23 protein-coding genes, 1 pseudogene and 1 other annotated feature are annotated in these 25450 nt (G+C 40.9%); of the genes and pseudogenes, 2 read left to right on the forward strand and 22 right to left on the reverse strand.

The features are described 5' to 3' along the window. Positions 1–92 precede the first annotated feature (92 nt). Entirely contained in the window at positions 93–377 is a 285-nt protein-coding gene (locus tag SORDD15_RS03810) for a DUF3270 domain-containing protein (RefSeq protein WP_061414515.1), read from the forward strand. Positions 378–441: 64 nt separating this feature from the next. On the opposite strand, the gene SORDD15_RS03815 is transcribed toward SORDD15_RS03810, so the two are convergent. From SORDD15_RS03815 to SORDD15_RS03920, 22 genes and pseudogenes are all read right to left on the reverse strand, one after another. Then, positions 442–1779, reverse strand: coding sequence for a sensor histidine kinase (locus SORDD15_RS03815; protein ID WP_061414518.1), 1338 nt, complete (start codon positions 1777–1779; stop codon positions 442–444). Further along, complete coding sequence (gene ciaR / locus SORDD15_RS03820) at positions 1769–2443, reverse strand: two-component system response regulator CiaR (protein ID WP_061414521.1); 675 nt, start codon at positions 2441–2443, stop codon at positions 1769–1771. The genes SORDD15_RS03815 and ciaR overlap by 11 nt, the downstream gene beginning before the upstream one ends. A gap of 109 nt (positions 2444–2552) precedes the next feature. Next, positions 2553–5099 carry a M1 family metallopeptidase gene (locus tag SORDD15_RS03825; RefSeq protein ID WP_061414524.1) on the reverse strand — a complete coding sequence of 849 codons (2547 nt, stop codon included), beginning with the start codon at positions 5097–5099 and terminating at the stop codon, positions 2553–2555. Between the two features lie 121 nt (positions 5100–5220). Further along, positions 5221–5661 (reverse strand): ASCH domain-containing protein, encoded by a 441-nt coding sequence (locus SORDD15_RS03830; RefSeq protein WP_061414527.1) that lies wholly within the window; start codon positions 5659–5661, stop codon positions 5221–5223. Then, positions 5630–6505: a putative PEP-binding protein gene (locus SORDD15_RS03835; protein ID WP_061414531.1), complete on the reverse strand. Its 876-nt coding sequence runs from the start codon at positions 6503–6505 to the stop codon at positions 5630–5632. The genes SORDD15_RS03830 and SORDD15_RS03835 overlap by 32 nt, the downstream gene beginning before the upstream one ends. A 41-nt stretch (positions 6506–6546) precedes the next feature. Then, positions 6547–7275, reverse strand: coding sequence for a GNAT family N-acetyltransferase (locus tag SORDD15_RS03840; RefSeq protein WP_061414534.1), 729 nt, complete (start codon positions 7273–7275; stop codon positions 6547–6549). A 7-nt stretch (positions 7276–7282) separates the two neighbouring features. After that, on the reverse strand, positions 7283–7762 hold the full coding sequence (locus tag SORDD15_RS03845) for an NUDIX hydrolase (RefSeq protein WP_061414537.1): 480 nt from the start codon (positions 7760–7762) through the stop codon (positions 7283–7285). A 10-nt stretch (positions 7763–7772) separates the two neighbouring features. Next, the gene (locus SORDD15_RS03850) at positions 7773–8471 is read right to left on the reverse strand and encodes a 3-oxoacyl-ACP reductase (protein WP_061414540.1); all 699 of its coding nucleotides are present in this window, start codon (positions 8469–8471) and stop codon (positions 7773–7775) included. Then, positions 8464–8700 carry a DUF2829 domain-containing protein gene (locus tag SORDD15_RS03855; protein WP_049479736.1) on the reverse strand — a complete coding sequence of 79 codons (237 nt, stop codon included), beginning with the start codon at positions 8698–8700 and terminating at the stop codon, positions 8464–8466. The genes SORDD15_RS03850 and SORDD15_RS03855 overlap by 8 nt, the downstream gene beginning before the upstream one ends. A gap of 91 nt (positions 8701–8791) precedes the next feature. Further along, complete coding sequence (locus SORDD15_RS03860; protein ID WP_061414543.1) at positions 8792–9793, reverse strand: DNA/RNA non-specific endonuclease; 1002 nt, start codon at positions 9791–9793, stop codon at positions 8792–8794. A gap of 167 nt (positions 9794–9960) precedes the next feature. After that, complete coding sequence (locus tag SORDD15_RS03865; RefSeq protein WP_081102355.1) at positions 9961–12213, reverse strand: glucosaminidase domain-containing protein; 2253 nt, start codon at positions 12211–12213, stop codon at positions 9961–9963. A 110-nt stretch (positions 12214–12323) separates the two neighbouring features. Then, the gene (locus SORDD15_RS03870; protein ID WP_196756210.1) at positions 12324–13310 is read right to left on the reverse strand and encodes a dihydroorotate dehydrogenase; all 987 of its coding nucleotides are present in this window, start codon (positions 13308–13310) and stop codon (positions 12324–12326) included. After that, positions 13273–14072: pseudogene (locus SORDD15_RS03875) on the reverse strand (dihydroorotate dehydrogenase electron transfer subunit). The gene SORDD15_RS03870 and the pseudogene SORDD15_RS03875 overlap by 38 nt, the downstream one beginning before the upstream one ends. A gap of 247 nt (positions 14073–14319) precedes the next feature. Then, entirely contained in the window at positions 14320–14700 is a 381-nt protein-coding gene (locus tag SORDD15_RS03880; protein ID WP_061414549.1) for a lactoylglutathione lyase, read from the reverse strand. Positions 14701–14797: 97 nt separating this feature from the next. Then, entirely contained in the window at positions 14798–17569 is a 2772-nt protein-coding gene (locus SORDD15_RS03885; RefSeq protein ID WP_061414551.1) for a J domain-containing protein, read from the reverse strand. A 13-nt stretch (positions 17570–17582) separates the two neighbouring features. Further along, entirely contained in the window at positions 17583–19247 is a 1665-nt protein-coding gene (locus SORDD15_RS03890) for a molecular chaperone HscC (protein WP_061414554.1), read from the reverse strand. Between the two features lie 175 nt (positions 19248–19422). Continuing rightward, entirely contained in the window at positions 19423–19782 is a 360-nt protein-coding gene (gene rplT, locus SORDD15_RS03895; RefSeq protein ID WP_000124830.1) for a 50S ribosomal protein L20, read from the reverse strand. 51 nt (positions 19783–19833) lie between these two features. Further along, positions 19834–20034, reverse strand: a complete 201-nt coding sequence (gene rpmI / locus SORDD15_RS03900; protein WP_061414557.1) for a 50S ribosomal protein L35 — start codon at positions 20032–20034, stop codon at positions 19834–19836. A 32-nt stretch (positions 20035–20066) separates the two neighbouring features. Next, on the reverse strand, positions 20067–20597 hold the full coding sequence (gene infC, locus SORDD15_RS03905) for a translation initiation factor IF-3 (protein WP_000848184.1): 531 nt from the start codon (positions 20595–20597) through the stop codon (positions 20067–20069). A gap of 15 nt (positions 20598–20612) precedes the next feature. Further along, positions 20613–20744, reverse strand: a sequence feature (ribosomal protein L20 leader region). A gap of 72 nt (positions 20745–20816) precedes the next feature. Continuing rightward, positions 20817–23057 (reverse strand): DNA internalization-related competence protein ComEC/Rec2, encoded by a 2241-nt coding sequence (locus SORDD15_RS03910; RefSeq protein WP_061414560.1) that lies wholly within the window; start codon positions 23055–23057, stop codon positions 20817–20819. Further along, complete coding sequence (locus SORDD15_RS03915) at positions 23041–23691, reverse strand: helix-hairpin-helix domain-containing protein (RefSeq protein WP_061414563.1); 651 nt, start codon at positions 23689–23691, stop codon at positions 23041–23043. The genes SORDD15_RS03910 and SORDD15_RS03915 overlap by 17 nt, the downstream gene beginning before the upstream one ends. A gap of 66 nt (positions 23692–23757) precedes the next feature. Further along, the gene (locus SORDD15_RS03920) at positions 23758–24327 is read right to left on the reverse strand and encodes a GNAT family N-acetyltransferase (RefSeq protein ID WP_061414566.1); all 570 of its coding nucleotides are present in this window, start codon (positions 24325–24327) and stop codon (positions 23758–23760) included. Positions 24328–24503: 176 nt separating this feature from the next. On the opposite strand from SORDD15_RS03920, the gene ald reads away from it, so the two are divergent. After that, the coding region (gene ald, locus SORDD15_RS03925; RefSeq protein ID WP_061415663.1) for an alanine dehydrogenase at positions 24504–25450 on the forward strand (947 nt) is incomplete at its 3' end.

Here is a 25450-nt window from a genome sequence, read left to right on the forward strand (position 1 = left end):
TGAAAAGGGACTTTAGTAGTTTTGTAACAATCCTGTAATAATTCTCTGCATAAAAAATGATAAAATAGTTATGTACTGTTAAGGAGAGAATCATGTCCGCAAGAAAATTAGAAGCTTATGAGTTTGAACAAGCTCCCGAATCGAAACAAACTCCGCTTTACCAAGATTACACACCTGAAGCCCCAGTCGGCCCTAACCTAAAAGAGATTTTATTTTTTGTAAATATCGCTTGTTTCTGTATTTTTATGGCACTTTTTAGTTTTATCTTTTTAGCTATAAAATTGAATACAGCTTTATCCTTTATCGCTGCAATGGGGCTTAGTTTCGCCCTTTTACAACTTCAACGAAAGATAATGAAACGAAAATTTTCAAAATAAAGGTTGGTACTACTACTAACCTCTTTTCTTGTTATCAAAAAAGACAGTTCTATAACTGTCTTTTTTATTTATTCTTACGTTTTGAAGGAGATTGAATAGCAATCTTAACTTCAAAAATTGTTCCTCTAGGCTTGTTATCTTTAACGGTAATCGTTCCTCGCAAGGCATCTACGATCTGCTTGGCCAAAGATAGTCCAAGACCAAAGCCACCTTTCTGACGGGTTCTCGCCTTGTCTACACGATAAAATCGGTCAAAGATTTTCTTCTTGTCAGCAGCTGAGATCCCAATTCCATTATCCGTTACTGTTAGATAGAGGTGACGATCTGTAGCATGAACTACAAACTCAATTTTCCCATCTTCTTCTGTATACTTGATGGCATTGTCAAATAAGATGGTCATGAGCTGTTTTAGGAGCAACTGATCAGTCATGAAGGGACGATAAATCCGATTTTCATACTCAAAAATACGATCATTTTCAGAAGCAATCAACTCATAGTTAGCAAAGGTCGTCTTAAAGAACTGTGGTGATACTTCTGCTATTTCTGGTTTAATTCCATCATCGCGACGTGCAAGGTTGAGAAGATTGGTCGTGAGGAAGCGCATGTTGCGAACTTCTTCAAGACTCGAAGCGATACTTTCGCTGGATTCCATAATCGTTGCCTCTGGTTTTCGAAAGAGATTTTCTAAACGATTTTGTAAAACGGCCAAAGGCGTTCTCAGTTCGTGACTTGCATTTTCAACAAAGGATTTCTGCTTTTGCATACTTTCCAGTAAGGGTTTGACACTGACACGTGCCAAGTAAACACTGGCAATTAAAGACAGGAGCCAGAAACTAGCCATGACCACAACAATTAAATGCTCGTGGTTTTGACTGATTTGCTCGAGCTGGCTGGTATTGATTAAAACCGCCGCATATTTGACGTTACTTGAGACAGAGGAAGAATTGGTTTCCATCAAGATCATCCGATAGGTTTCTTCCTGACCGTAGCTATTGACAACTTGGATTTGGCGAATATGATTCAACTCTTGCTTGTTCAGTTTGATCTTATCCAAGCCTAAAAATCGATTCCCCAATAAGAGTTGGTTAAAATCCTTGTCAAAGAGCAAGACTTCCGTATTGGAGCTGACATTGGGTTTGACTTCAGCCTTGCTGGCATCCGCTGTTGCTGGTTGAATATCCTTGACTTCCTCAGTTGCCCGATTCAGGGCTAACTGGATAACCGCTTGGGGACTGCTACTAAGAGCTTGGAGTTTTTCATCTACAGAAGTGTAGAGACTCGAGTGCATGACCTGGAGGATAATCAAGGTCATAGCAGAGAAGATCAGCGTGAACACTCCGAAGTTTCGAAGGAAATAGCTGAAATCATCTGCATACCATGTTTTTTTTAGTTTATTGAACATCTTTTAAAATATACCCGACACTACGCAAAGTTTGAAGATTCTCAGCAAAGGCTGTTCCCTTCAATTTCTTACGAACTTTTGAGACATAGACTTCTACAACGGAAATCGTCGTATCGCTATCAAATCCCCATAGACGGTCAAAAATTTGCGTCTTAGGAAGAATAACATTTTGATTTTGAAGAAAGTAAACCAATAACTCAAACTCTTTCCCGAGTAGTTCCACAGGTGTATCTTCCACTTTGACTTCATTTGTAGAAAGGTTGACGACAATGCCCCCATAGGTCAAAGTGTTTTCATTAAATTTACCTGAACGTTTGAGAAGGGCTTGGATCCGCATTTTAAGTTCTTCTAGGTAGAAAGGTTTGGTGAGGTAGTCATCCGCTCCAAGCTCAAAACCATGTCCCTTGTCATCCAAGCTTTCCTTTGCAGTCATAATCAGAACTGGTGTCGTAATCCCCTTTTCACGTAATTCTTTCAAGACTTGGAAACCATTTTTTTCCGGCAACATCAAATCCAGCAAAATCAAGTCATAGACGCCACTTTCAGCTTCGTAGAGACCTTCTTCTCCATCAAAAACCTGCATGACATCTGCAAAATCGTCTAAAAAGTCAAATACTGAATTTGACAGGCCCAGGTCATCTTCTACTAATAAGATTTTTATCATCAGAAACTCCTCCTTGTTATGATTATTATACCAAAATTGCCTTAAAAAAAACTCAACTCTCTCTTCTTTTCAGATAGAAAGTTGAGTTTTGGTTTACATTTCGAACGAATTAAGCTTTGCCATATTGGGCTACAACAGCTTCTACTGAAGCTTTTTCACGCTTAATCAAGTCAACACGCGCTGCAATTTCCTTGATTCCCATACCGATATTACGGCTAAGAGCAAGGTCAGAAAGTTGTGGCTCAAAGAATTCCTTGTATTCCGTCAAGCGTTGTTCTGTCTTAAATACATGAGCAGGAAGGATAACAAAGCTATCAAAGCTCATATCTCCTCCAAGAGCTGCCTTAATCCAATCCCAGTTTTCGCGCGCCCATACCCAAACAGTTTCTTGAGTTGCTTGATGGTTTAAGAACTGGAAGTACCAAGCAGACAAGTCTTGTGGTTTGACCACAAATTTGTCCTTCCAAGCAGCAATCAAGGTTTGGATATTGTCCACATCTTTACTATATGCAAGAGCTGCTGCCAACTGACGTTTAAAGACAGCATCTGTTGCGTGAGTATAAGTATTAAGATAAAGTGCTAACAAGTCTTTAGTCTCATGATGTTTCATCTCATTGATCAGAACTTGTGAGCGAATAGCTGCTGGTAGTCCTGCAAGATTCTCCTTGTGAGCCGAGAAGATTTGGCTAGCGGCTTGACTAGCTTCTGCATCATTTGAGCGAATCATCATAGAAACGGCCAACTGACGAACCAATTCGTCCTCATCTGATTCTCCATCTTTAACTTCAAAACCAAGACGGTCATAGTTGTGACGCGCCAATTTAGCAACTAGTGCTTTGAAGGCTGTTTCAGCATCCGTTCCTTCATCGATAAAGCGCTCGAGAGCTGAAATCACTTGAGAAATAGCTGAAACCACAAGGTATGACTCTTCCTTAGCAAGTTTATCAAGGACTGGGAGCAAGTCCGCATAAGAAATGTGCCCTGCTTCAGCAAGCAAACGACGTTCTTGGACGATTTGCAGTTTGCTGGTATTATCCAGGTCAACAAGGTCAGTCAATACTGCTTCTAACAAGTCTCCTTGGTAGTCTGTAATGTAGTGGGCTGTATTTTCCGTGTTGAGACGAAGAGCTGTTTTGTTCTCCGCAAGAAGAGCTGCATAGCCAGGGATTTCGATACTTTCAGTTTCGAGTGTGTCTGGCAGACCTTTCCAGTTGCTGTTGAGTGGCACCACCCAGAGACGGTTCTTGTCTTCGTGCTCACCGATGAAGAATTGTTTTTGTGAAATCTTCAAGACATCATTTTCAACTTTGACAGTGAGAACTGGATATCCAGGCTGTTCCAACCAAGAATCCATGAAGGCTGCAACATCACGGCCTGACGCTTGTCCGAGAGCATTCCAAAGGTCACGACCGACGGTGTTGCTGTACTGGTGCTTTTCAAAGTAAGCATGCAAGCCTTTAGCGAAATCAGCATCACCTAGCCAACGGCGAAGCATATGCATGAGGCGGCTTCCTTTAGCATAGACGATAGCACCGTCAAAGAGCGTATTGATTTCATCTGGATGTTTGACTTCGACGTGAACAGACTGTACGCCATCCGTCGCATCACGTTCAAGAGCAAGAGGTACTCCACCTGTTTGGAAATCTTCAAAGATATTCCAGCTTGGCTCGATGGCATCCACACAGACGTATTCCATCATGTTAGCGAAGCTTTCATTAAGCCAAAGGTCATCCCACCATTTCATAGTCACGAGGTTTCCAAACCATTGGTGGGCAAGCTCATGTGCTACAACTAGGGCAACTTGTTGACGGCTAGCAAAGGTTGAGTTCTCATCCACAACTAAGTAAACTTCACGGTAGGTCACAAGACCCCAGTTTTCCATAGCACCAGCTGAGAAGTCAGGAAGGGCGATGTGAAGTGATTGAGGAATTGGATACTTAACTCCATAGTAATCTTCGTAAAACTCGATAGAGCGAACGGCGATGTCCAGTGAGAAATCAAGGTTGGATAATGGGTGAGCTTTGGTTGAGTAGACACCTACGAGGGTACCATTTTTAGTTTTAGCGGTCACCCCTTGCAAGTCACCTGCAACAAAGGCTAACAAGTAAGAAGACATACGAGGTGTTGTCTCAAACTTCCAGATGCCTGTTTCCTTGCGGTTTTCAGCATCGATTTCAGGCATGTTTGACAAGGCCAATTCACCTTCTGCTTGGTCAAAACGTAGGGAAAGGTCAAAAGTTGCTTTTGCTTCAGGCTCATCCACACATGGGAAGGCTTCGCGCGCGAAATGACTCTCGAACTGGGTAGACAAGACCTCCTTCTTGACACCATCAACTGTGTAGTAAGAAGGGTAAATCCCTGTCATATTGTCTGTGATTTTTCCTGAAAAAGCGATGACCAATTCAACTTGACCAGCCTCAGCCAATTCGATATGAAGGGCTTCATTGTCATGGTCAACTGTAAATGGACGAGCTTGACCCGCAACTTCTACAGAAGCGATTTCCAAGTCTTTTTGGTGCAGGGAAATACGATCACTCTGTGCTTGACCAGTGATTGTTACCTTCCCAGAAAAGGTCTTGGTCTCACGACTCAAGTCTAAAAATAAATCATAATGTTCAGGAACAAATTGCGTAATAAAATGTTCAACTGCTTGCATAGTTTTCTCCTATTCTAAGTTTAAGAGTTGCTGCTCTTCTTCAAACAAACTTATTATATCATGTTTTGCCTAAGAAAAAAGGATTGGACGGCGATTTCCAAAACTTTCTTCCTTCTGCAGTCTACAGTGGGTAGACCTTGCGAAATTCTTCCAACACGACCTTGCTGTCAGGCGTAAAAGTCAGGCCTGCTTCATTCAGACACTCGGTGAAAAAGTCCTCATGAACCTGACGCCAGTAGGCCAAAGACTTGTCTCCCTCACCTTCCTTAAAGGCATGGTCAGCGGAAACTTGATTGAAAGATTGAACGGAAACCTTTGTAATTTCAACAATGCAGACAGCCTGATTTTGACTATCTAAAATGACATCGAAGGTCCCTTTTTGTGGAAGAGGTTCGTCTTCTATTGCATAGAGGTCGTAGGCTGAGGCAGTTGCTGTCTTTTCGCCTTTTAAAACCAAACCTGCCAAGGTATCGGCTTCCACTCCAAAAGCCCAGGCATCTATCTCATCTCCAATTGAGGGGTTAATTTGCTTATAGGCATTCCACATTTCTTGCGGTGTCATGGGTACTCCTTTGTAATTTTTTACTTACTTCTTTTACACGTTTGAGGTGGTCTGGATGGTCAATCTCTAAATCAAAAATCTCCGGAATAGAACTATAGTGGATAATGCATTTGATACCCATCTGATTCATTTTTTGTATGAAAGAAGCATTCAGATAGCCTGCTACAGCAAAGTCAATCTTTTTCATCCTTGCTTTATCCTGCATCTGTCTTAGCATATCTAACATTATTGGGCTTTCCATATCATGCCATTGACTGTTTCTCACAGTCGCAAAAACAAAAGAAGTCAAATCATTCATTCCAGCTATAATCTTTGAAATACCAGTTTCCAGTATCCTGTCCAAGTCAAAATAAGCTGACGGTAACTCAATCATTGTGCCGACTTTTCCAGTAAAACCATGCTCACGCAATACTCTAATAGCTTGTTTTAATTGGTCAGCATCATTGACAAAAGGAAAAATAACAGACAAATTGGGATTTGTTTGATAAACTTCTGTAACGACATTTGACTCAGCCTGAAATTCATTCGGACACGCCAGCAAACGCCTTATCCCTCTATATCCAAACAAGGGATGATTTTCATCAAAATGCTCTTTAGTCCCCTCTAAACAATTAGCTTCTGTATTTGTTAACTCTGAGAAACGATACCAAACCTCTTCATCTGAGTACAAGGAGCAAATGGTATCTAGATAATCTTTTACAAATTGCTGGCAACTTGCTAATAGGATGTTTTGATTAAGCTCTCTCAACAAATATTCCCCACGAATCATACCAACCTGATGAAATAGTTGTGGGTAAACTTTTTCAGCGATTTTCTCGCCACTAAGAGCTAACTGGTTTTTCATAGCCATTCACCTCGTCTTAAAAGATACAATGTCAAATATCATTATATGAAACTTTCCTCTAGTTCAAAAGCTTCATAAGGTTCAACTAACTCATATCCTAAAAATTCTGCTACTTTTTTGGAAGCCTCGTTATGAGCATCCCAAAGAGGAAACATATCTCTATTTAAACTCTCTAGAATCATTGCAGCACCAAGCTTCTTAGCAAAGCCATTTCCTTGTTCGTTTGGTCTAGTTGCAACTTCCACTTCAACTGCTCCACGGTAAACTAACCCTGAGGAAATCCCAGCAATCAGTTCACTATTTTTAAAAACCACAAAGCCAAATCCACCTTTTAAAACAAAATCCTGATAGGACTCAAAATCCCCCTGTAAATCTTGTGACCATTCTTCCTCAGAAAAGCAGTTATAAATATGATTATCAATAGGCACAATATTGTAACCTTCCTCTAAATGAGTAACTAGATCATTTAGAAATTCAACTTGAAAATTTGCCTTATCTTTAAAAGAATAGCGAGTAAAAGAATTTAGCTCCACCTTCCGATGCAGAAAATCTTGCCAATTAGTATTTTCTGAAATAATAATCTTATAATCTAAACCATATTTTCTAACAAAATCTTCCCAAAATCTGGAATTCAACTCCCCTGCTAGGTATAGAAAATTCCCAACATCATAAAAGCTTGTTGTCCTATCACTGTTTTGGTAGACAGTTCCGATTTGAGATTTAAGACCATAGAGAACCATATTTTTCTTCCATGTTTTAAATAGTTCCATTATCCCCTTACTTCACTTTCCAATTTCTATAGCTTGTCATATCTAATTCTGGAAATCCCAATAACTCTGCTTTAACCTTCAAGACTAATGGTGATGCATTTTCTTCTGTGATTTTCTGAATATCCATCCAAATATATCCGAGTGAATCATTCGCACCATCAGATACAGCATCCGAAATCGTAACTTGAGCTTCCTTCTCGTTTATCTCAATATCATAAAAGGCCATGATATGATGTACTGCAAAGTCTTGCCCTTCTTCTTGAACCAGCACATCATAAATCCTAGGATTAGCGTAACCCTTTAGCTTATATCCCGTCTCTTCCATAACTTCTCTAATCAGCGTTTCTGTCAATCCTTCACCAAGTTGCTGACTACCACCGGGTAGATCATAACGATGTTGATAAGGGCCTCTCGTTTTTTCAATGCAGAGTAATTTCCCATTTTCAAAGCAAACAGCATAGACTCCAAAGTGTTTTTTGATTTCCATCCAACTCCTCCTACTTTAACGACCAACCACCATCTATTGTCAAGATTTGTCCTTGCATGGCGCTCGCTTTTCCACTTGCTAAGAAAAGGCTAATTTCTGCTACTTCCTCTGGCTCAATCCAGCGTTTGATGGGTGTTTCACTAGCCACCCAGTCCGCCAAGCCACCTGGTTCAAAGTCCGCAGCGGTCATAGCTGTCTTGACAGCACCTGGAGCGATACCAAAGACCTGAATCCCAGCTTCAGCATAGTCTAGAGCCAACTGCTTGGTAAAACCAGCTAAGGCGTGCTTAGACGAGGTATAGGCATGACCACCACCACCTGCTAGGCTCGAAGCAATCGAGCACATATTGATGATGATCCCTTTTTTATTTTCCAGCATTTGTATCAAATAATGTCGAGTCAGCTCAACAGGAGTTATGTAGTTGATTTCAAAAATCTCTTGAATTTCCTGGGCTGATTGTTCCAAAAGTGGTTTGTATTCATCCAAAACTCCTGCAGTATTGCACAAAACATCCACATAAGGACACCAGTCAAAAATAGGTGCCAAGTCCAAGGTCAAATCTCTCTGTAAAAAGTGAAAGTCACCTTGCAAGTCAGGCTTTTCACCCTGATCCACCCCGTAAACTTGATAACCTTTTTCTAAAAATAGACGAGCTTGAGCCAGACCAATCCCAGAACTTACTCCCGTAATCAATACACGTCTAGTCATGCACTTCTACCCAATCCGTCGCCAAAACATCACAAGGTGTCGGGCTCCACATGGAAAAACCTTCCCCTTCTCCTGACACGTTGATGAGGAAATAAGGCGTCACTTCAAGTGCAATCCCGTTTTGTTCAATGGTGTCAAAAAGTTGGACATAGTTTTCAGCCCCTCCCCAACCAGTTCGTACATATTTTTTCTTGGCCTTTAATCCAGGCAGGATTTCTTCAAATGTCATGATGTTCTCCTTTAATGCTACATTCTTCATTTAATTATAACAAAAAACCGTTTTCCAACGGCTTTTTGACTGTATATCTACTAAATTCTTCCTACCACTGTAATCCGGCTTCTCTAATTTCTTTCTTGGAAGCGAATTTACCATTTGGTCTGTGCCATCTTCCGTTTCTATCTCTAAAGTAGCCACCTGAATTTGTTGATTGCGAGTTTGATTCTTGGCTTTCTTCCTGTTCTTGTGCGGCTTGACGAGCTTTTTCCTGTTCTTCTTTCTTGGCTTTTTCCTCAGCTTCCTTCTTAGCCTTTTCTTCAGCTTCTTTTTTAGCTTTTTCTTCTTTGTTTTCAACTGTATTTTTAGCCGTACCATCCAAGTAATTGATTTCCGCATTAGCTGAAACATTGTCTAAAACAACATGCGTCACTGAATACTGATCAATCTTTTCTTTACTACCACCCAATTTGATTTCCAAGAGTTTGCCATTTTCATCTATTCCCACATACTGCAATTCAATTTGTCTCGGAATCAATTCATCTTTCTGATAGATTGGGGTCACCTTGTAGTCAAGATAGTAGTTCGGATGATTGGCCAACCAAGAGTCCAATCGATTTTCATAATAAAGCATGCTACTTTGGTTTTGGTCATCTGTTCCAGAATAATTTCCAGCATTGAGCCAGTTAGTCATAGGAACCAGATTCCTTTTTTCATCGTTTAATCCACTAAACTGGTAGCCAATCAGATGACCTCTACTCATCAACCAAGCTTCTTTTTTACCATCACCATAAAAGAATTTATAATTGTGCCATCCAACTGGATCATAAGTCAACTTGGACTCTCTCTTCTCAGTTGGCTCATCACTGTCCTTAAGTTGAATATGAGCACCCGTTGCGCGTGATTTAGAATCCAATTCCCCAAGTTCTAGCTGCTTTTCATTTTTAAAAGGCAAAAGTCCAGCTTCTTTAAACAACTTCTCATCAAACTTGATTTGCTTCTGTTCAATTTTTTCTTCTGGGACCTTTGATTCCGCCTTATGTCCAGAACAAGCAACTAGTGTTGTGATTGAAAGTAAGGCAATGGAGAAGGATAGTAGCTTTTTCATAAAAACCTCCTTTTTATATAGTAATTAGATTAATATCTCCTCTTACATTTTACTATCATTTTGTTAATTGTTCAAGACTAAAGAGACTGTTATTATACTATTTCTCCTCCAATGTCCAAAACAAAAACGATAACCACTTTTCAGTAGTTACCGTTGAGTTCTTTTGATTAGTCTTTCCCACCAAGTTTGCTGTTGATAGTCATCATGATGCTGGCTATCTTCTCACCCCAGTATGGATCAGAAGCATAGCGAACATTCATTCCAGTTGCTTTATTTCCAAGGTGGTCTCTGCCATAGTCAATGTAATTCTCACGAATCCACTTGGCCGCTCCGAGGATTCCTTTATCCACATTATCAAAACTCTTGGCTGAGAGATATGGGCTAGTATCATAAGCAGCAATACCAAAGAAGTTGTTCTTATCTCTGGCAATTTGACTGCGACCCCAAGCACTTTCAAGAGCACTATGCGCCATCAAGTAAAGGGCATTGACACCGTAGCGTTCCTCAGCTTCTTTGAAAGTCGCTCCTTTACCTGCTAGAGGACTATCCTGCAAGTTCATCAGCGAATACAGTTTATCCAACTCAGCTGCGCTATAATTACTTGGTTCTCTCAAGTTTTTATAAAGGAAAGGATTTTTAATGGTAAAGCCATCAAAGTGCTCTCCATCAGTTGAGTAGTACTTCTTACCAATAACCATAGCAGATGTGTGTGGAGCTACTTTGATACTCGTATAAGGAGAGAGTTCATGATAGAGGAATTTCCCATCACTAGTATAATGAGGGATAAACTCGCTTCCTTCATCCACTGCTGTCAAATCACTTTGATTCATATAGCCAGACAAGCCAGAAATCGAAACTGCAAGTCGGCCACCTTTTCGAGTCGAACTATCCAGTGAAACAATGCTTCCTTGGTTAATGTAACTCAAGATTTCTCCAGATGCACTATAGACATAGGCTGTGATGGGTTTAACTTTGTAATATTTGGTTTTATCCGCGACATGCCATCTACCAGAAGCATCCAAGGTATGACCATCCACAGTTTCATTTCTTGCCATATAACCGCCTGATTTAAGGTAGTACCATGATTGGTCGGATGAATCGTAGATTAATTCTTTCTCAGCCATCTTTCCATTTGACTTGAGGTAGAACCAATTGTTCTTGTACCACACCCACTCACTTGCAGCCATATAACCACCAGATTTGAGATAGTAGTAACCATTATCCCAGAGCCATTCTTTATTGGCATAATTTCCATCAGAGTTGATATAGAACCAAGAGTTATAATTCTTGTCAAAGAGCCACCCTTTGCCAGCTTTTGCTCCACTACTCGTCACATAACTGCGGTCAATCCACGTTTCCGTAGAGAGGTAGCCACCAGATTTGAAATGGTAATCCTTGCCTTTGATGGTTTGCCAACCTTTTTCAGCATAGGTTCCGTCAGCCTTCAAGTAAAACCAAGAATCGTAATTCTTATCAAAGAGCCATTCCGATTTCAGTTTAGCTCCACTTTTAGCAACATAGAAGCGGTCAATCCAGCGCTCGGTAGAAAGATAACCGCCTGATTTGAAATGGTAATCTTTTTCTTTGATCGTTTCCCAGCCTTTTTCGGCATAGGTTCCGTCTGCTTTCAAGTAAAACCAAGAATCATAATTCTTATCAAAGATCCATTCCGATTTCAATTTAGCTCCACTCTTCGCAACATAGAAACGATCAATCCAGCGCTCAGTAGAAAGATAACCGCCTGATTTGAAATGGTAGTCCTTCCCATCTATAGTTAACCAGCCATTTTCAGCATAGGTACCATCTTGTTGAAGGTAGAACCAACTGCTATAGTTGTCATCATAAATCCAGGCTTGTTTAACCTTATTACCATTTTCTGATATATAGTTCTTACCAAGCCAAGCATTTTTTAGCATTTTACCTTGTGAATTGATGTAGTATTGATTCTCCCCTTGAGTGATCCACTCATCTTTGGCCATTTTCCCGCCTTCTTTAAGGTAATATTTTTCCTGACCTTGTTGAATCCACTCATTTTGAGCTTTTTGACCATCCGACTTGAGATAATACCAGGATTGTTTTTCTTGGTCAAACACCCATTGATTCTTGACCCTAGCACCACTTTCAGTCACATAGTACTGGCCAACCCATGTTTTTGTGACTAATTTTCCGGTCTCGTTAAAATAGTAATCCTTACCACCAACTGTCAGCCAGCCGTTCTCAGCTCGATTTCCATCAGCTGTTAAATAAAACCAAGCCTGTTGCGTTTGGTCAAAGATCCATTGGTTTGTTGCTGGTTTCCCATCTGCTTTGAGGTAGGTCTTTCCTTGCCAAGTTCCCTCTTCTGCTTTTGCTGTCTCTACTACAGTAAAAAAACACCCCAACAAGCCAGCACTTACTAGGGCCACTTTCCATCGTTTCATTTAAATGCTCCAATAACGTTTTATAATCCCTATTGTAACATAGTTAACCGACGGAAATATTACAAATTGATGAAGATTCTATGTCTTGTTGACGATAAGGAAAGACTAGCTTATCTCAGACTGGCTTTGACTTCCTTGCCTAATTCTTCCAAACTGCTAATGCCATATTTATCCATGACTTTTGGTAGATATTCGATGATATCAGGACAGGCGTATGGATTGGTAAAGTTGGCTGTTCCAACTCCGATGGCAGATGCCCCAGCCAGATACATTTCTAGCGCTGCTTCAGCCGAATCCACTCCCCCCATTCCAATAATGGGCAGGTCTGTTGTTTGAGCCACTTGTCGGATGAGTTTGAGGGCTACTGGAAAAACTGCTGGACCAGACATCCCACCTGTTCCATTTGCTAAGATCGGCTTTCTGGTTTTTAGGTCAAATCGCATACCGACTAGAGTATTGATCATGGTTAGGCCACTTGCTCCTGCATCTTCTGCGGCTTTGGCGATGGTGACAACATCCGTTACACTAGGGGTTAACTTGACATAAACTGGCACATCAGAGGCTTCCACAGCCGCTTTTACCACTTCATAAGCCAAGTCAGGATCTTGCCCAATCAAAAGTCCATGATTGCCGTGATCCACATTCGGACAAGAGATATTGAGCTCGATAGCTTTTACATTTGCTGCCTTGGAAATTCCTCGAGAAACGGCAGCGTACTCTTGTTTTGAAAAGCCTGCAACATTTGCGATGATGGGAAGCGTAGGATACTCTCTTTCCAGCCAAGGCAACTTCTCAGCTAAAACAGCTTCTAAACCAGGATTTTGCAGACCGATTGCATTGAGCATACCGGCAGGTGTCTCTGCAACTCTGGGAGTTGGATTGCCAAAACGCGGTTCAAGTGTCGTTGCCTTGATCATAATGGAGCCTAAAAGGTCTAAATCGTAGTACTTGGCATACTCTTGGCCAAAACCAAAACAGCCTGATGCTGGTATGATGGGATTTTTCAAGTCCAAGCCTGGTAGAGAAACTTGTAAGCGATTTGTAGTCATGACTTTCTCCTTATAATACAACTGTTCCTGTGCGGAAAACAGGACCATCTTCACAGACGCGTTGGCTAACCGTCTCACTTTCTGGCACTTTTAGAACACAGGCATAGCAAGCCCCCATCCCACAAGCCATACGGGATTCCAGAGATAGATAGGCTCTTGGGTGATTATAAAATTTTTGATTGATGTACTTCATCATTCCAGGAGCCCCACAGGAGTAAACAGCATCAAATTGAATGTCTAAGTCATTGATGACGACTGACACATTTCCCTTGATGCCATAAGAACCATCATCTGTCGTTACAAAGACCTGACCATATTGGGCCAATTCGGTTTCGAGAATAACAGCATCCTTAGTCGCAAAACCGAGGACTGTCACTACTATCACTCCACGCGCATGCAATTCCTTGGCCACCTCAAGCAAGGGCGGAACACCAATCCCCCACCAACGAGGAGAACTTGGCTCTGATTGTCTAAATCAGACAAGTCAAAACCATTCCCCTGAGGTCCCATCACATCAAGAGTATCCCCCTGACTTAAGGTTGAAAAAATGGCTGTCCCAGCTCCTTCAATACGATAAATGAGGTGGCATTGCTTTCTTACCCTATCAATAGACGAAATCGAAATGGGGCGGCGCAAGAGATGGGCATCATCAGGCACACGCAGATGGAGAAATTGACCTGCTCGCATGGCTTCAACCATTTCCCCTTCTAGGACTAATTCAAAGATTGCTGGCGCAATTTCCTCTTGTGCGACCACCTTCATGGTTTCCAAACGAATGACACTCAAACGCTTCTTACATGTGGGATTCATGACTTTTCCTCCTTAAATTTAAGGGGACCAGATAAAGAAAAGGCCTTGCATTAGCAAGGCCTCAGTTAAAATCGTACAAAACGATAGAGCACACTCAAAAAGTCTCCTCTAGAAAATTGTACTATTCTTTTATCTGACACCTTGTGAGTCTCTCTGGACTCCCCTTAAAGGTTAAATTTGTATTAGTATACTCTTTCAAGGAAAAAAAGTCAAGTAGAAAACGAACGTTCTACCTGACTTCCTGGGATTATTTTTCACGAATGACTTCGACCTTATAGCCGTCTGGATCCTTGACAAAATAATAGTTTGGTGGATTTCCAGGCAAACCTTTTGGTTCTGTTACTTCATAGCCCTTGGAACTATGTTCTTGATGAAGAGCCTCAAGGTCAGGTGTGCTGAGAGCGATATGGGCAAAGCCGTCTCCTACCACATAAGGGCCGTGGTCATAGTTATAGGTCAATTCCAACTCGTAGTCATCACCCTCAAGTCCTAGATAGACAATGGTGAAAGCATGATCTGGAAAATCTCTGCGACGCAATTCTTTAAATCCAAAAGCATCTTGATAAAAAGCTATTGATTTTTCAAGGTTTTCTACTCGCAAGCAAGTGTGTAGCATTTTTGAAGCCATTTTCATTACCTCTTTCATTTTAATAGTTCTATTATACCTTTATTCAGGAAAATTTACTAGAAACTTGAACTAGAGTCCTCTTCTCTAAGCTTTCATTCTAAGCAGCACTTTTACGATTTTCCTTGCGTATATTGCGAATAAGGAAAAGCAGGATAAGGATAAAAAGCCCCTCAAGGAAGTAGAACGTAAATTCGCTGTTCATGAGTAGTAAGTCTTTGTAATGATAGTTATTACCGAAAACTGAATTTGGTGCAAATAGGATCCGGAACAGTCTTCTTAGGAAAATAAAGATCTGCAAGCCATAAATCATAAAAACCTTCTTCACACCAATCATGAAGCCTTGTTCCTTTGTAAAATAAGACAAGGCAATTCCATTTAACAAGAGGATAACAGTTATAGCCAGTGTTTCATTTCGTAGAATAGTTGGATCAAAGTTATCTAAACGGCTGTGAATGTAGGGCAACGTTTGAAAGAGTAGGAGCCCCAAGATTGCTGGTATGAAAATTTTCTTCAGAGATGGTGGAAATCCAGGACTAAATCTTGTAAAAGACAAGCAAATCACAAGGATTGCAAAAATATGGAAGTAAGCTATGGCAACTCCTGAAATAGTCTGGCTTCGATTTACCAAAGCAGAAAGAAAACCAGCAGAAAGAAAGATACCGATAGGAATCAGCTTATCCAAAGAATAATCCCATTTCAGCCCCTGACTCACTTGGAAACCATCGATGAAGCTGAAAAATGTAATGAACATAAGGGCACCAATGAGACCAAACGGTAAGGATGGAATGACGAGGGTCAATAGCAAGATTAGTAGGAACCATGGATGGGGGCTGTAGTAGAATTTCCGTTTTTCTCCTCTAGCAGTCACTCCTTCCTCAATCGGTGTTTTCCTCAATTTTAGCATATAGACGTAAAAGAGTGAAAACATACCAGCATGAACCCATGAATTATAACCAGGTCGCTCTATAATACTGAGTAGCAAACTCGCAATCGTAAAGAGGCCAGAGAAAATCTGAAGAAACTTATTATTAAATACCTGTCTTTTTTTCCAATCCAAATAAGAGTGCTTAGCCTTTGGATGACTAAGTTCATAAGCATAAACTGTCATCTCTTCTAGTTTCTGGTCTGTCTCCTCCGTCATCATTTGGGGAGCCATTTTAGAAGTAGGAAAAGGAGCTAAAACATATCTTAGGAGCTCGCCATCTGTAAAACGATGGTACTCCTTATAGATCTGTTGAAGCAAAATCGTTAGAATGCGTGGTCTTCCTTTAAAGTAGCTTCTCCACTTCTCCCAATCATTGATATCTTCATCGCTCTTAGTGAGCTTATCCATATAGAGATAACCTTCATTGTACCAGTAATCAAAATTTTCTTTTTTATCTAGTGCGTACTCCTCTACTACTGAAGGATAAGAATGGATACTCTTCCAGAAATGAAGTTTTTTCAGGTAAGGATTTGATTCCTCATCACTGTAACGCTCCACAAATTGGAAAACAAGGGCTAACACTTTCGCATTGGTTAAAGGATAGACGTCCACCTTTTCTAACAAATCAAGTAGGAGAGTGTGATCTTTAACTGATTCAAAAAGATATTGCCAATCACGTAAAAGTTTATACTCGTCTTCATAGTGAGCATGGAGCAACTCATAGAAGGCTGCCTCTACTTCTTCCGGGTTATCTAGAGTGTAATGACTAAAGTCAACGTTTTCTCCCAGCTCCCCTTTTACTTCCTCTAAGTAATCATCCAAGTCATTCAAGAGTGGATAATCCTCTTCAAATATGACTTGTCGGTTTTTTTCAAGAATATAGGTTAAAACGGGCACACTCTTGATTATCTGACGATTTTGATTTACTTGATCTAAGACCATAAAGCTCAGATAGGGGTGCTTGAAAAAATCTATCCAAGAGCTCAATTGATTTGCTTTGTTAGAATCTTGGAGAATTTCTTGGCAAAGTTGATAAGAATAATAGAATTCCTCAGTGGCTTCATAGGCGTTTTCAAGCGAACTGCCTTCCTCTTCTGCTATAGCTCTTTTAACTTTCCAATACTTCAGTTTATAGTAATAGCCCCAGTGTCGGAAGTCAGGTATATAGTCTTCCAGCAAGGGAATGAGGATAGAGAATTGCTCCGGTTTGTTAAAAATATAAACGTCCATTTCCTCTAAAACGGATTGAACAATGTCCATATCATATTGATACTGATGAAAGAACTGACGCCATAGATGCTCTTGTTCCTCTTGGTTATAACCGTCATTTCCAACAATACTTTCAATCGCATTTCGGATCAGATAGGTTCCTTCATTATAACCACTAAAGTCAAGAGTAGGCCTTGTTGTTCCTTCTTGCCCACAGTTCTCTTCATCACCAAACGTTTCAAAGTTGAGGATATTCGTAGCTCTTTCTTCAGAATCTCCATTTAGCTGAACTTCCTCATCGTAGTCACTAAAGTCAAGGGGGGACTTTTGCTCATTCTCTTCTGATTTAAAGGTTTCAAAGTTAAAGGAATCGCTGGTTTTATCAGTCAATTGCTGATAATCACTGAAATCAAGACTAGATGTTTCAGACTCTTCGTTCTCAGTCTTCGTTTCTTCAGTCAAGGTTTCAAAGTTGAGACTAGAGTTAGACTTTTCATTCGCCTCTTCTTCAAGTTCAGTAGCTTCTTGAGGGTCACTCGCTTTTCTTAGACTATTTTCTGGTCTTGTGTTTCTAGACCTCGCATAAGTCAAGGCTTTTTGGTAAGCTTCAACAATTTCTTGGTAAATTTCTGGTTGGTCTTCTGGGTGATAGAGCCGAACCAATTCAGCATAACGCCTTCTAATAAGCTTGACGTCAGTCGTTGGCTCTATCCCTAAAGTTTCCCATATATTCATAAGGTCTCCTCTTTTATAGTCCTCGCTCTAGGAAGTCTAGATAGTTTGAAAATGATTGATAGAGTTTTGGCAAATGATACATAGATGCTTGGCTGACCTCTTCTTCAAATCGTCTAGTTTCAGCCATTAGCTCATCTCTTCTTCTCCCCAAGAGCATACTGTACACGCGATTCGCTTTTTCAATCAAGAAACGATAAACCTCTGTTTCTTGAGCGTTGATCTTATAGCGAGTCAACTCTGCTTGCTTAGCCTTGATTTCCTTTTCTGTCAGAGTAACACTATCTTGGAGAATAACATGACTAAAGACTTCCTGTGTTGAATCAATTTTCACTTCGACATCCAAAATTCCATTTAAATCATAGGTAAATCGAACTGTGAAACTTTCATTTACTCTAGTATTAACAGGGACGGGAACTTCTAATTCTCCTAGAAACAGGTTTTGTGATGCCTTCATCATCTCACCTTGATAGACCTTTATCTTGACTTGACTCTGTCCCAACTCAGCCGTATAGTACTGTTCGATGCGTGAAGCAGGTAGGGTAGAATTTCGCTCAATAATCGGCGAAAAACGGTCTCCAACTATCTCAATCCCCAGTGTAAAAGGACAAATATCAGACAGTAATAAATCTCGTATCTCACCCTGCCGTTCTTTTATTCCTGCTAAAAGGGCACAACCTCTCGCAATCATCCGATCAGGATCATCCGAAACCTGCACCACTTGATTGATACAGTAGGATAAAAAGTCTTGAACCAAGCGGAGTTTCGAAGTCCCCCCCACAAGAACAAAGTTATCAGATGATACATAGCTATAACGTGCATCCATCAAGGCACGGTCTAAAACAGCCTTAACACGGGCTAGCAGAGGTTGACAAAGCTCATAAAATCGTTGGTAGCTCAAGTCTAAAGTGTATTCCTGTTCTTGGTCCAGAACCGTCATCTTCACTTCTTCTTTATCATTGAGTTCTAGCTTTATCTTTTCAGCCTGTACCAGAATTTTGCTATAAAATTCTCGGGAAATCGTATCCTTGGTTAATTGATTGGAGACTAAAAATTCCTCAGTAATAGCCGTAGTGAAGTCTTCTCCTCCCAAACGATTGTCCCCTGCAATCGACACGATTTCGACGATATTATCAAAAAGCTCCACAACTGAAATGTCTAGAGTTCCACCACCAAAATCGACTACAATAAAAGATTGATCTTCTTGGTTTACCATAGATCTTTTAGCAAGAGCCGCTGCGGAAGGTTCATTGATAATCCGATCAATCTGAACTCCTGCAAATTTCCCTGCTAGTTTGGTCGCATAGCGTTGAGCATCGTTGAAATAGGCTGGTACACTTACAATCACTTCCTCGACCTTTTCTCCAAGATAGGTCTCTGCATCGTCTACCAACTTTCGAATGATAAAAGAGCTTAATTCTTCAGCCTTATATGCTCGATTTCCTAGCGTCAACTCATGCTTGGTCCCCATAAAACGCTTGAACTGAGAAACCGTCTTATCTGGGTGGGTCACCAAGCGTTCCTTGGCAATTTTTCCAACTATAATCTCATCATTGTCATCTAAAGCCACAACAGATGGAGTCAAATACTCACCAAAAGCATTGGGAATCAGCTTGACCTGGCCATCTTGGTATACCCCTACTAATGAATTAGTCGTTCCTAAATCAATACCTACTATCATCTTCTTCTAACTCCAAATCTTTTTTAGATATTCCTATTATACAGGAAATATCCTATTTTCTTTGAAAAAATCTGTCATTTACTCTTTAAAATAGAAAATCGTTTAAGGAAAATAAAAAAGTTTCACCCTACTCTTGCGGTAAAAATCACGAGAGTAAGAATGAAACAGTTTGTCATTATTTACCAAGTTTTGCTTTAGCTGCATCTGCAAGAGCTGTGAAAGCTGCTGCATCGTTAACAGCCAAGTCAGCAAGCATTTTACGGTTAACTTCGATTTCAGCCAATTTCAAACCATGCATCAATTGTGAGTATGAAAGTCCGTTCAAACGAGCTGCCGCATTGATACGAGTGATCCACAATTTACGGAAGTCACGTTTTTTCTGACGACGGTCACGGTATGCATAGTAGTAAGAGTTCATTACTTGTTCTTTTGCAGTACGGAACAAGATGTGTTTAGCTCCATAGTAACCTTTTGCTAATTTAAGAATACGTTTACGACGTTTGCGTGATACAACGCCACCTTTAACACGTGCCATGTTTTATTTCCTCCAAATATTTCCTAGAATTGTTTACTTACTGTTAGGCTATTATTTCAAGCGAGTAAGCATCGCTTTGATACGTTTGAAATCTCCTGAATTCACCATAGATGCTTTACGAAGATGACGACGTTGTTTCTTAGTTTTTCCGTGGAAACGGTGAGAAGTGTAAGCACGGAAACGTTTAAGTCCACCAGAACCTGTACGTTTGAAACGTTTAGCTGATGCGCGGTGTGTTTTTTGTTTTGGCATGATTTTTTCTCCTTTATTTAACTTTCTGACAATTATTTTTTGTCAGTTGCTGGCGCCAACTGCATGAACATTTGGCGTCCATCCATCTTAGCTCGTTGTTCGATGATCGCAATATCTTGTGTTGCTTCAGCAAACTCGGCTAAAACTTTTGCACCAATCTCTTTATGGGTGATCATACGCCCTTTAAAGCGAATGGATACCTTAACTTTATTTCCTTTTTCAAGGAACTTGCGTGCATTGCGAAGTTTTGTGTCAAAGTCACCCTTGTCAATAGTTGGACTCAGACGAACTTCTTTCACAGTAACAACACTTTGTTTTTTACGTTGTTCTTTTTGCTTTTTCTGATACTCAAATTTGAACTTACCGTAGTCCATAATTTTAGCAACAGGTGGTTTTGCTTGGGGTTGAATCAATACTAAGTCAACATTTGCACTATCAGCCAATGCTTGCGCTTCGCTGAGTGGCTTGATGCCTAGCTGTTCTCCCTCAAGACCGATCAAGCGAACTTCACGTACACGAATTTCATCATTGATGAATAAGTCTTGCTTTGCTATGGTTTTCACCTCTTTTTTATTATTAGAGAAAAACAATAGCGGACTCGTAATAATACAAGCCCGCACGTTATGATAGCGTTTCTTAGAAACTTTTCATCCGTAGGGCCAGGCAACTTGATGTCACAAGGCGAGAAGCTCTCACTTCTGCTTTTCTCAACTTTTATATGATACCAAGTTTTCTATCCCTTGTCAAGATAAAAAGTCAATTTTTTAAAAACTTTGTCTATCTTATCGAACCGTTTCAATTCGCCAACTATTCCATCCTTTAAAGCGAATAGCTCCATGCTGATCGGTTCGGTAAATCTTACTCTTGATGGTTTCTAGTCGTGTCAAGGTTTCCTGATGGGGGAGTTTCTCACGATTGCTCTTTCCAACTGAAATGAGAGTAATTTCTGGTTTGACTTTTTCTAGGAAAGCTGGATTTGATGAGGTTTTAGAACCATGCTGGCCTACTTTCAAGACATCCACCTCTAGGTCTGGATAATGCTTCAGCAAGTCCTTCTCTCCCTTCTCTTTCAAATTTCCTGTGAAGAGAAAGTGTTTATCCAAGAGTTTTCCATAAAGAACCAGGGAACCATCACGCTCCCCATCTCCAATCTTCCCTGGAGATAGGACTTCTAAGTAACCGCCAAAAATCGGCAAGTTCTCCCCTGCTGCCACACTGCGCACCTTGGTTTGAGTCGCTTGTAGTTCCGCTACAAATTCCTTCTGTTTCAGACTGCCTTTTGACACTATAATTTCTCCTACATAAAAAGCCTTTGCCACCTCCAGCAAATCTCCAACATGTTCCTTGTCTGTGTTGGTCAAAACCAGCTGGTCAATCTTGGCTACTCCTCGACTTTTTAAATAGGGAATTAAGGTGCGCTGGGCATTGCTGGTCGTCACTTTTTCTTGCCAATCCTCAATTTTCTTATCAGATTCTGCCTTGCCACCCACATCTATGAGAATGGTTTTCCCAGTTACATCCCGTAGAAAAATACTTTCTCCTTGCCCCACATCCAGCATGGTGATTTCATTTTCCAGTGAATACTTGGTCAAGAAAAAGAGCCCCACAATAAAGAGACTGAATACTGCTAGTCTTTTAATGTTTTTCCTCATATCATATAGCAAGGCTAATGAAACTAAGAGGAGAATCAAAAACCACGCATTGGGTTGACCAAAAACTAGAGGCCTACTTGCCAGCTGTGATACCAAGCGAATGATGTTCTCCAACCACTCAAAAATAAAGTTAAACTGAGTGACTGGGTAAACAAAAGACAGAATGAATAAGATGGACAAAAGTGGCAAGAAGACCACATCAAACAGAAAGGAAAAGACAAAGGTCAAAAGGATAGACCAGGGCTGAAATTCTGCAAAATAGAAGGATAGAATAGGCAATATTCCCAAAGAAATGACCAGACTTTCTCTGCCAACAGCCTTGAGTCCCTCCCCTTCTTTGCTAGTCATGGTCAAGATAAAAGCATAAGCGCAGGACAAGACTCCTCCTGCAGTTAGGAAAAAGTTAGACATGATGATAAAGAGGACAAGGACCGTTAGGGCAAAATTATCCAAACCCTTAACACCATGTTGGGCCAGTAACTTTTGCAAGAGACTGCGAATGACCGAAGCTGAAAATCCTGTCAAACCTGCATAGATAAGAGAAAAGGGATAAGTTAGCCACTTCAACTTTTCTTGAGTTAATCCCAGGCGCAATAAAAGTTTCTTAAAACCATCCATAAAGAAGCCCACCTGCATACCCGACAAGGCAAAGAGGTGGATAATACCAAGACTAGAATAAAGTTCATTCATCTCCTCAAAGTCCGTGTCCAAATGTCCCAGCAAGAGCCCCGTCATGTAGTTGCGCATAGAGTCTGGAAAGTGCGTCTTGATCCAAACTACAGCCTTTCGACGTATACTAGACAGATTTTCTCCTATATCCCAACTGCTAATCTTCTTAAGTGACTGGATGCTCTTGATAGTCAGTGTCTGGTGAATCCCTTGAGTCTTCAGGTAGGCTTGGTAGTCAAATCCACCAAAATTTCTCTGCTCTTCAGGCTCCGAAACTTTTCCTTCTAGTTCAATCTCATGAAGGTCTGTTAAGGTCTGAAAGAGCTCTTTCTCTTCCTCGGACTGGAGTTTATAGTAAACTTGGAAGGTGTGACCCTCAGCCTTGCCCCGAAAGGACAGACTATCTCCATTGACCTTAATAGTGTCAGGCAAAATCCGTACCCTCTCAACAGAATCCACTAGGTTCTGACTAGCTTGTGTCTGTTGCCAAGTTTGAAACAGAAACCAAAATCCAAAAACTCCACAAATAGCTAAAACTTTTCCAGCAGATTTCCAAGGAAATTGGAAAAAGAGGCATACTAACAGAAAAACAAAACCTAGTAGTGCGAGATAGGAGGCTGAGAAAATAGCATAGTAAAGCCAGAGTAACAGAAAACTCAGATAGATTAGGGGGATAGGGAAATTCTTAATCCACTGTAACATAGTCTTTTAACTTTTCTACGGTCTTAGCGCCAATACCAGAGACTTTCTTTAATTCATCTACCGACTTGAATTTGCCATTTGCCTCACGATGGTCTATAATATCCTGGGCTCGTTTTCCCCCCAAGCCTTTGACCTGCTTTAGTTCTTCCAGACTAGCTTTATTGAGGTTGACCTTCTTTTCTTTACTTGTCGAAGGAGTCGTTCCAGAGGCAGCCTGCTGACTAGCTGCTTCTTCTCCCTTGCTTGGAACATAGACAAGAGCCTCGTCACTGACTTTCTGAGCTAGATTGAGCGACTTGTTGTCTGCCTCCTCTGTCAAGCCACCAGCCTTCTGAACGGCATCATTGACCCGACTACCTACAGGCAAATCATAAATCCCTGGCGATTTAACAGCACCCTTGACATCTACTGTGATTAGATCTTGTTCAGGAGATTCATCCTTTTCTTCCTTCTTGACTTCCTTTTCAGTCAATGAATCCTTGGAAACAGCTGCAACTTCTGCCTGCAAATTCGTTTCTTTGACAGGTGTTTGTGGAGCTGGTTTTAGTAGGAAAAATCCGCCAACAAGCAGGCCCAAACCAGTACAGATGACGATGATTTTATACTCTTTGATTTTCTCGATAATTGCTTCCATATTTTCTCCTCTCTTAAATTATTCGTAAGAGAAAGAAAAAAACAGCTGAAAAATCTTTTCAACTGCTTACTTATTTGCAAAATAGTCTTCTTTAGTAAAGACATAATGAACTCTTGTAACGATTCGGCCTTCTTCATGCTGGTCCATACAAGCATATGGTTCTGCATGTGAAAAACGCATGCCTGATTTCTCCATGACCTTTCCAGATGCAGGATTGTCCTTATCGTGAAGTGCGGTCAACTTGTTCATTCCAATCTTCTCAAAAGCCAGCTCAATCACGGCACGATTGGCTTCTGTCGTCAATCCTTGATTCCAATACTTTTGGTTGATAATGTAGCCAATAGCTGCCTTCTTAAGAACAGGATCAATCTTGTGCAAATCAATAGTTCCAATAAACTGACCATTGCTTTTTAGTTCGATTCCCCACCGTCCCAAGGGATTAGCCAAGTAGAACTGAGCGATGTTGTTCTTGGTTTCTTCTAAGCTTTGATTTGTTGGAAAAGTATAGCGTGTATTTTCTCTGTCTGAGGCATACTCAAACATAGCTTCTGCATCGTCCAAGGTTACAGGTCGGAGCAATAAACGCTCCGTTTCTATAGATGGATACTGAGCAAATTTCACAAATATTGATTCCATACTTTTCCCTCCATTAGAGCTTGATTCTCACTAGTCTAGCATAAATAAATTTGGATGACAAGTTTTTCTTGATTTTTGAAGCGGTTTCATATACAATAAAACCATCACATTTTTGATTTATGAACTGGAATGTGACAACTAAAACAAGACCGTCAATTGAAAGGTAGGTTATCTCTATGTTAATCGGAATCCCAAAAGAAATTAAAAATAATGAAAACCGTGTTGCCCTCACTCCTGCTGGCGTCCACAGTTTAGTCAGTCGTGGACATCGTGTCCTCATCGAAACAAATGCTGGTCTCGGTTCAGGATTTACTGATGCGGACTATCAAAAGCAAGGAGCTGAGATTGTCGCTACTGCTGCTGAAGCATGGGCTGCCGAGTTAGTCGTGAAAGTAAAAGAACCACTAGCTTCTGAATATGGTTATTTGCGCGACGATCTTCTTCTCTTCACCTACTTGCACATGGCCGCTGCGCCAGAATTAGCAGAAGCTATGTTAGCAGCCAAAACAACAGGAATTGCTTATGAAACTGTTCGTGACAATCAAGGACAACTACCGCTCCTCGTTCCTATGAGTGAGGTTGCAGGTCGTATGGCTGTTCAAATCGGAGCTCACTTCCTTACTAAGCAAGCTGGTGGTTCTGGTGTCCTACTTGGTGGTGTACCGGGTGTTCCAAAAGGGAAAGTAACCATCATCGGTGGTGGTGTCGTTGGTACACATGCTGCCCGCATCGCCTTGGGACTCGGTGCTCAAGTGACCATTCTTGATATCAGTGCCAAACGTCTCTCAGTCCTAGAAGAGGTCTTTGGAAACCAAATCCAGACTCTTATGTCCAATTCATTTAACATCGAAGCAAGTGTAAGAGATGCTGATGTAGTGATTGGTGCGGTTCTCATCCCTGGTGCCAAAGCGCCAAAATTGGTGACAGATGAGATGGTCAAACAAATGCGTCCAGGCTCTGTCATCGTTGATGTTGCCGTTGACCAAGGTGGTGTTATCGAGACAGCTGACCGTGTGACAACACACGATGAACCTGTCTATGAAAAACACGGTGTTCTCCACTATGCCGTTGCCAATATTCCTGGTGCTGTCGCCCGTACTTCTACTACCGCCCTAACTAATGT

The organism is Streptococcus oralis, assembly GCF_001578935.1.
GTDB classification, from domain to species: Bacteria; Bacillota; Bacilli; order Lactobacillales; family Streptococcaceae; genus Streptococcus; species Streptococcus oralis_R.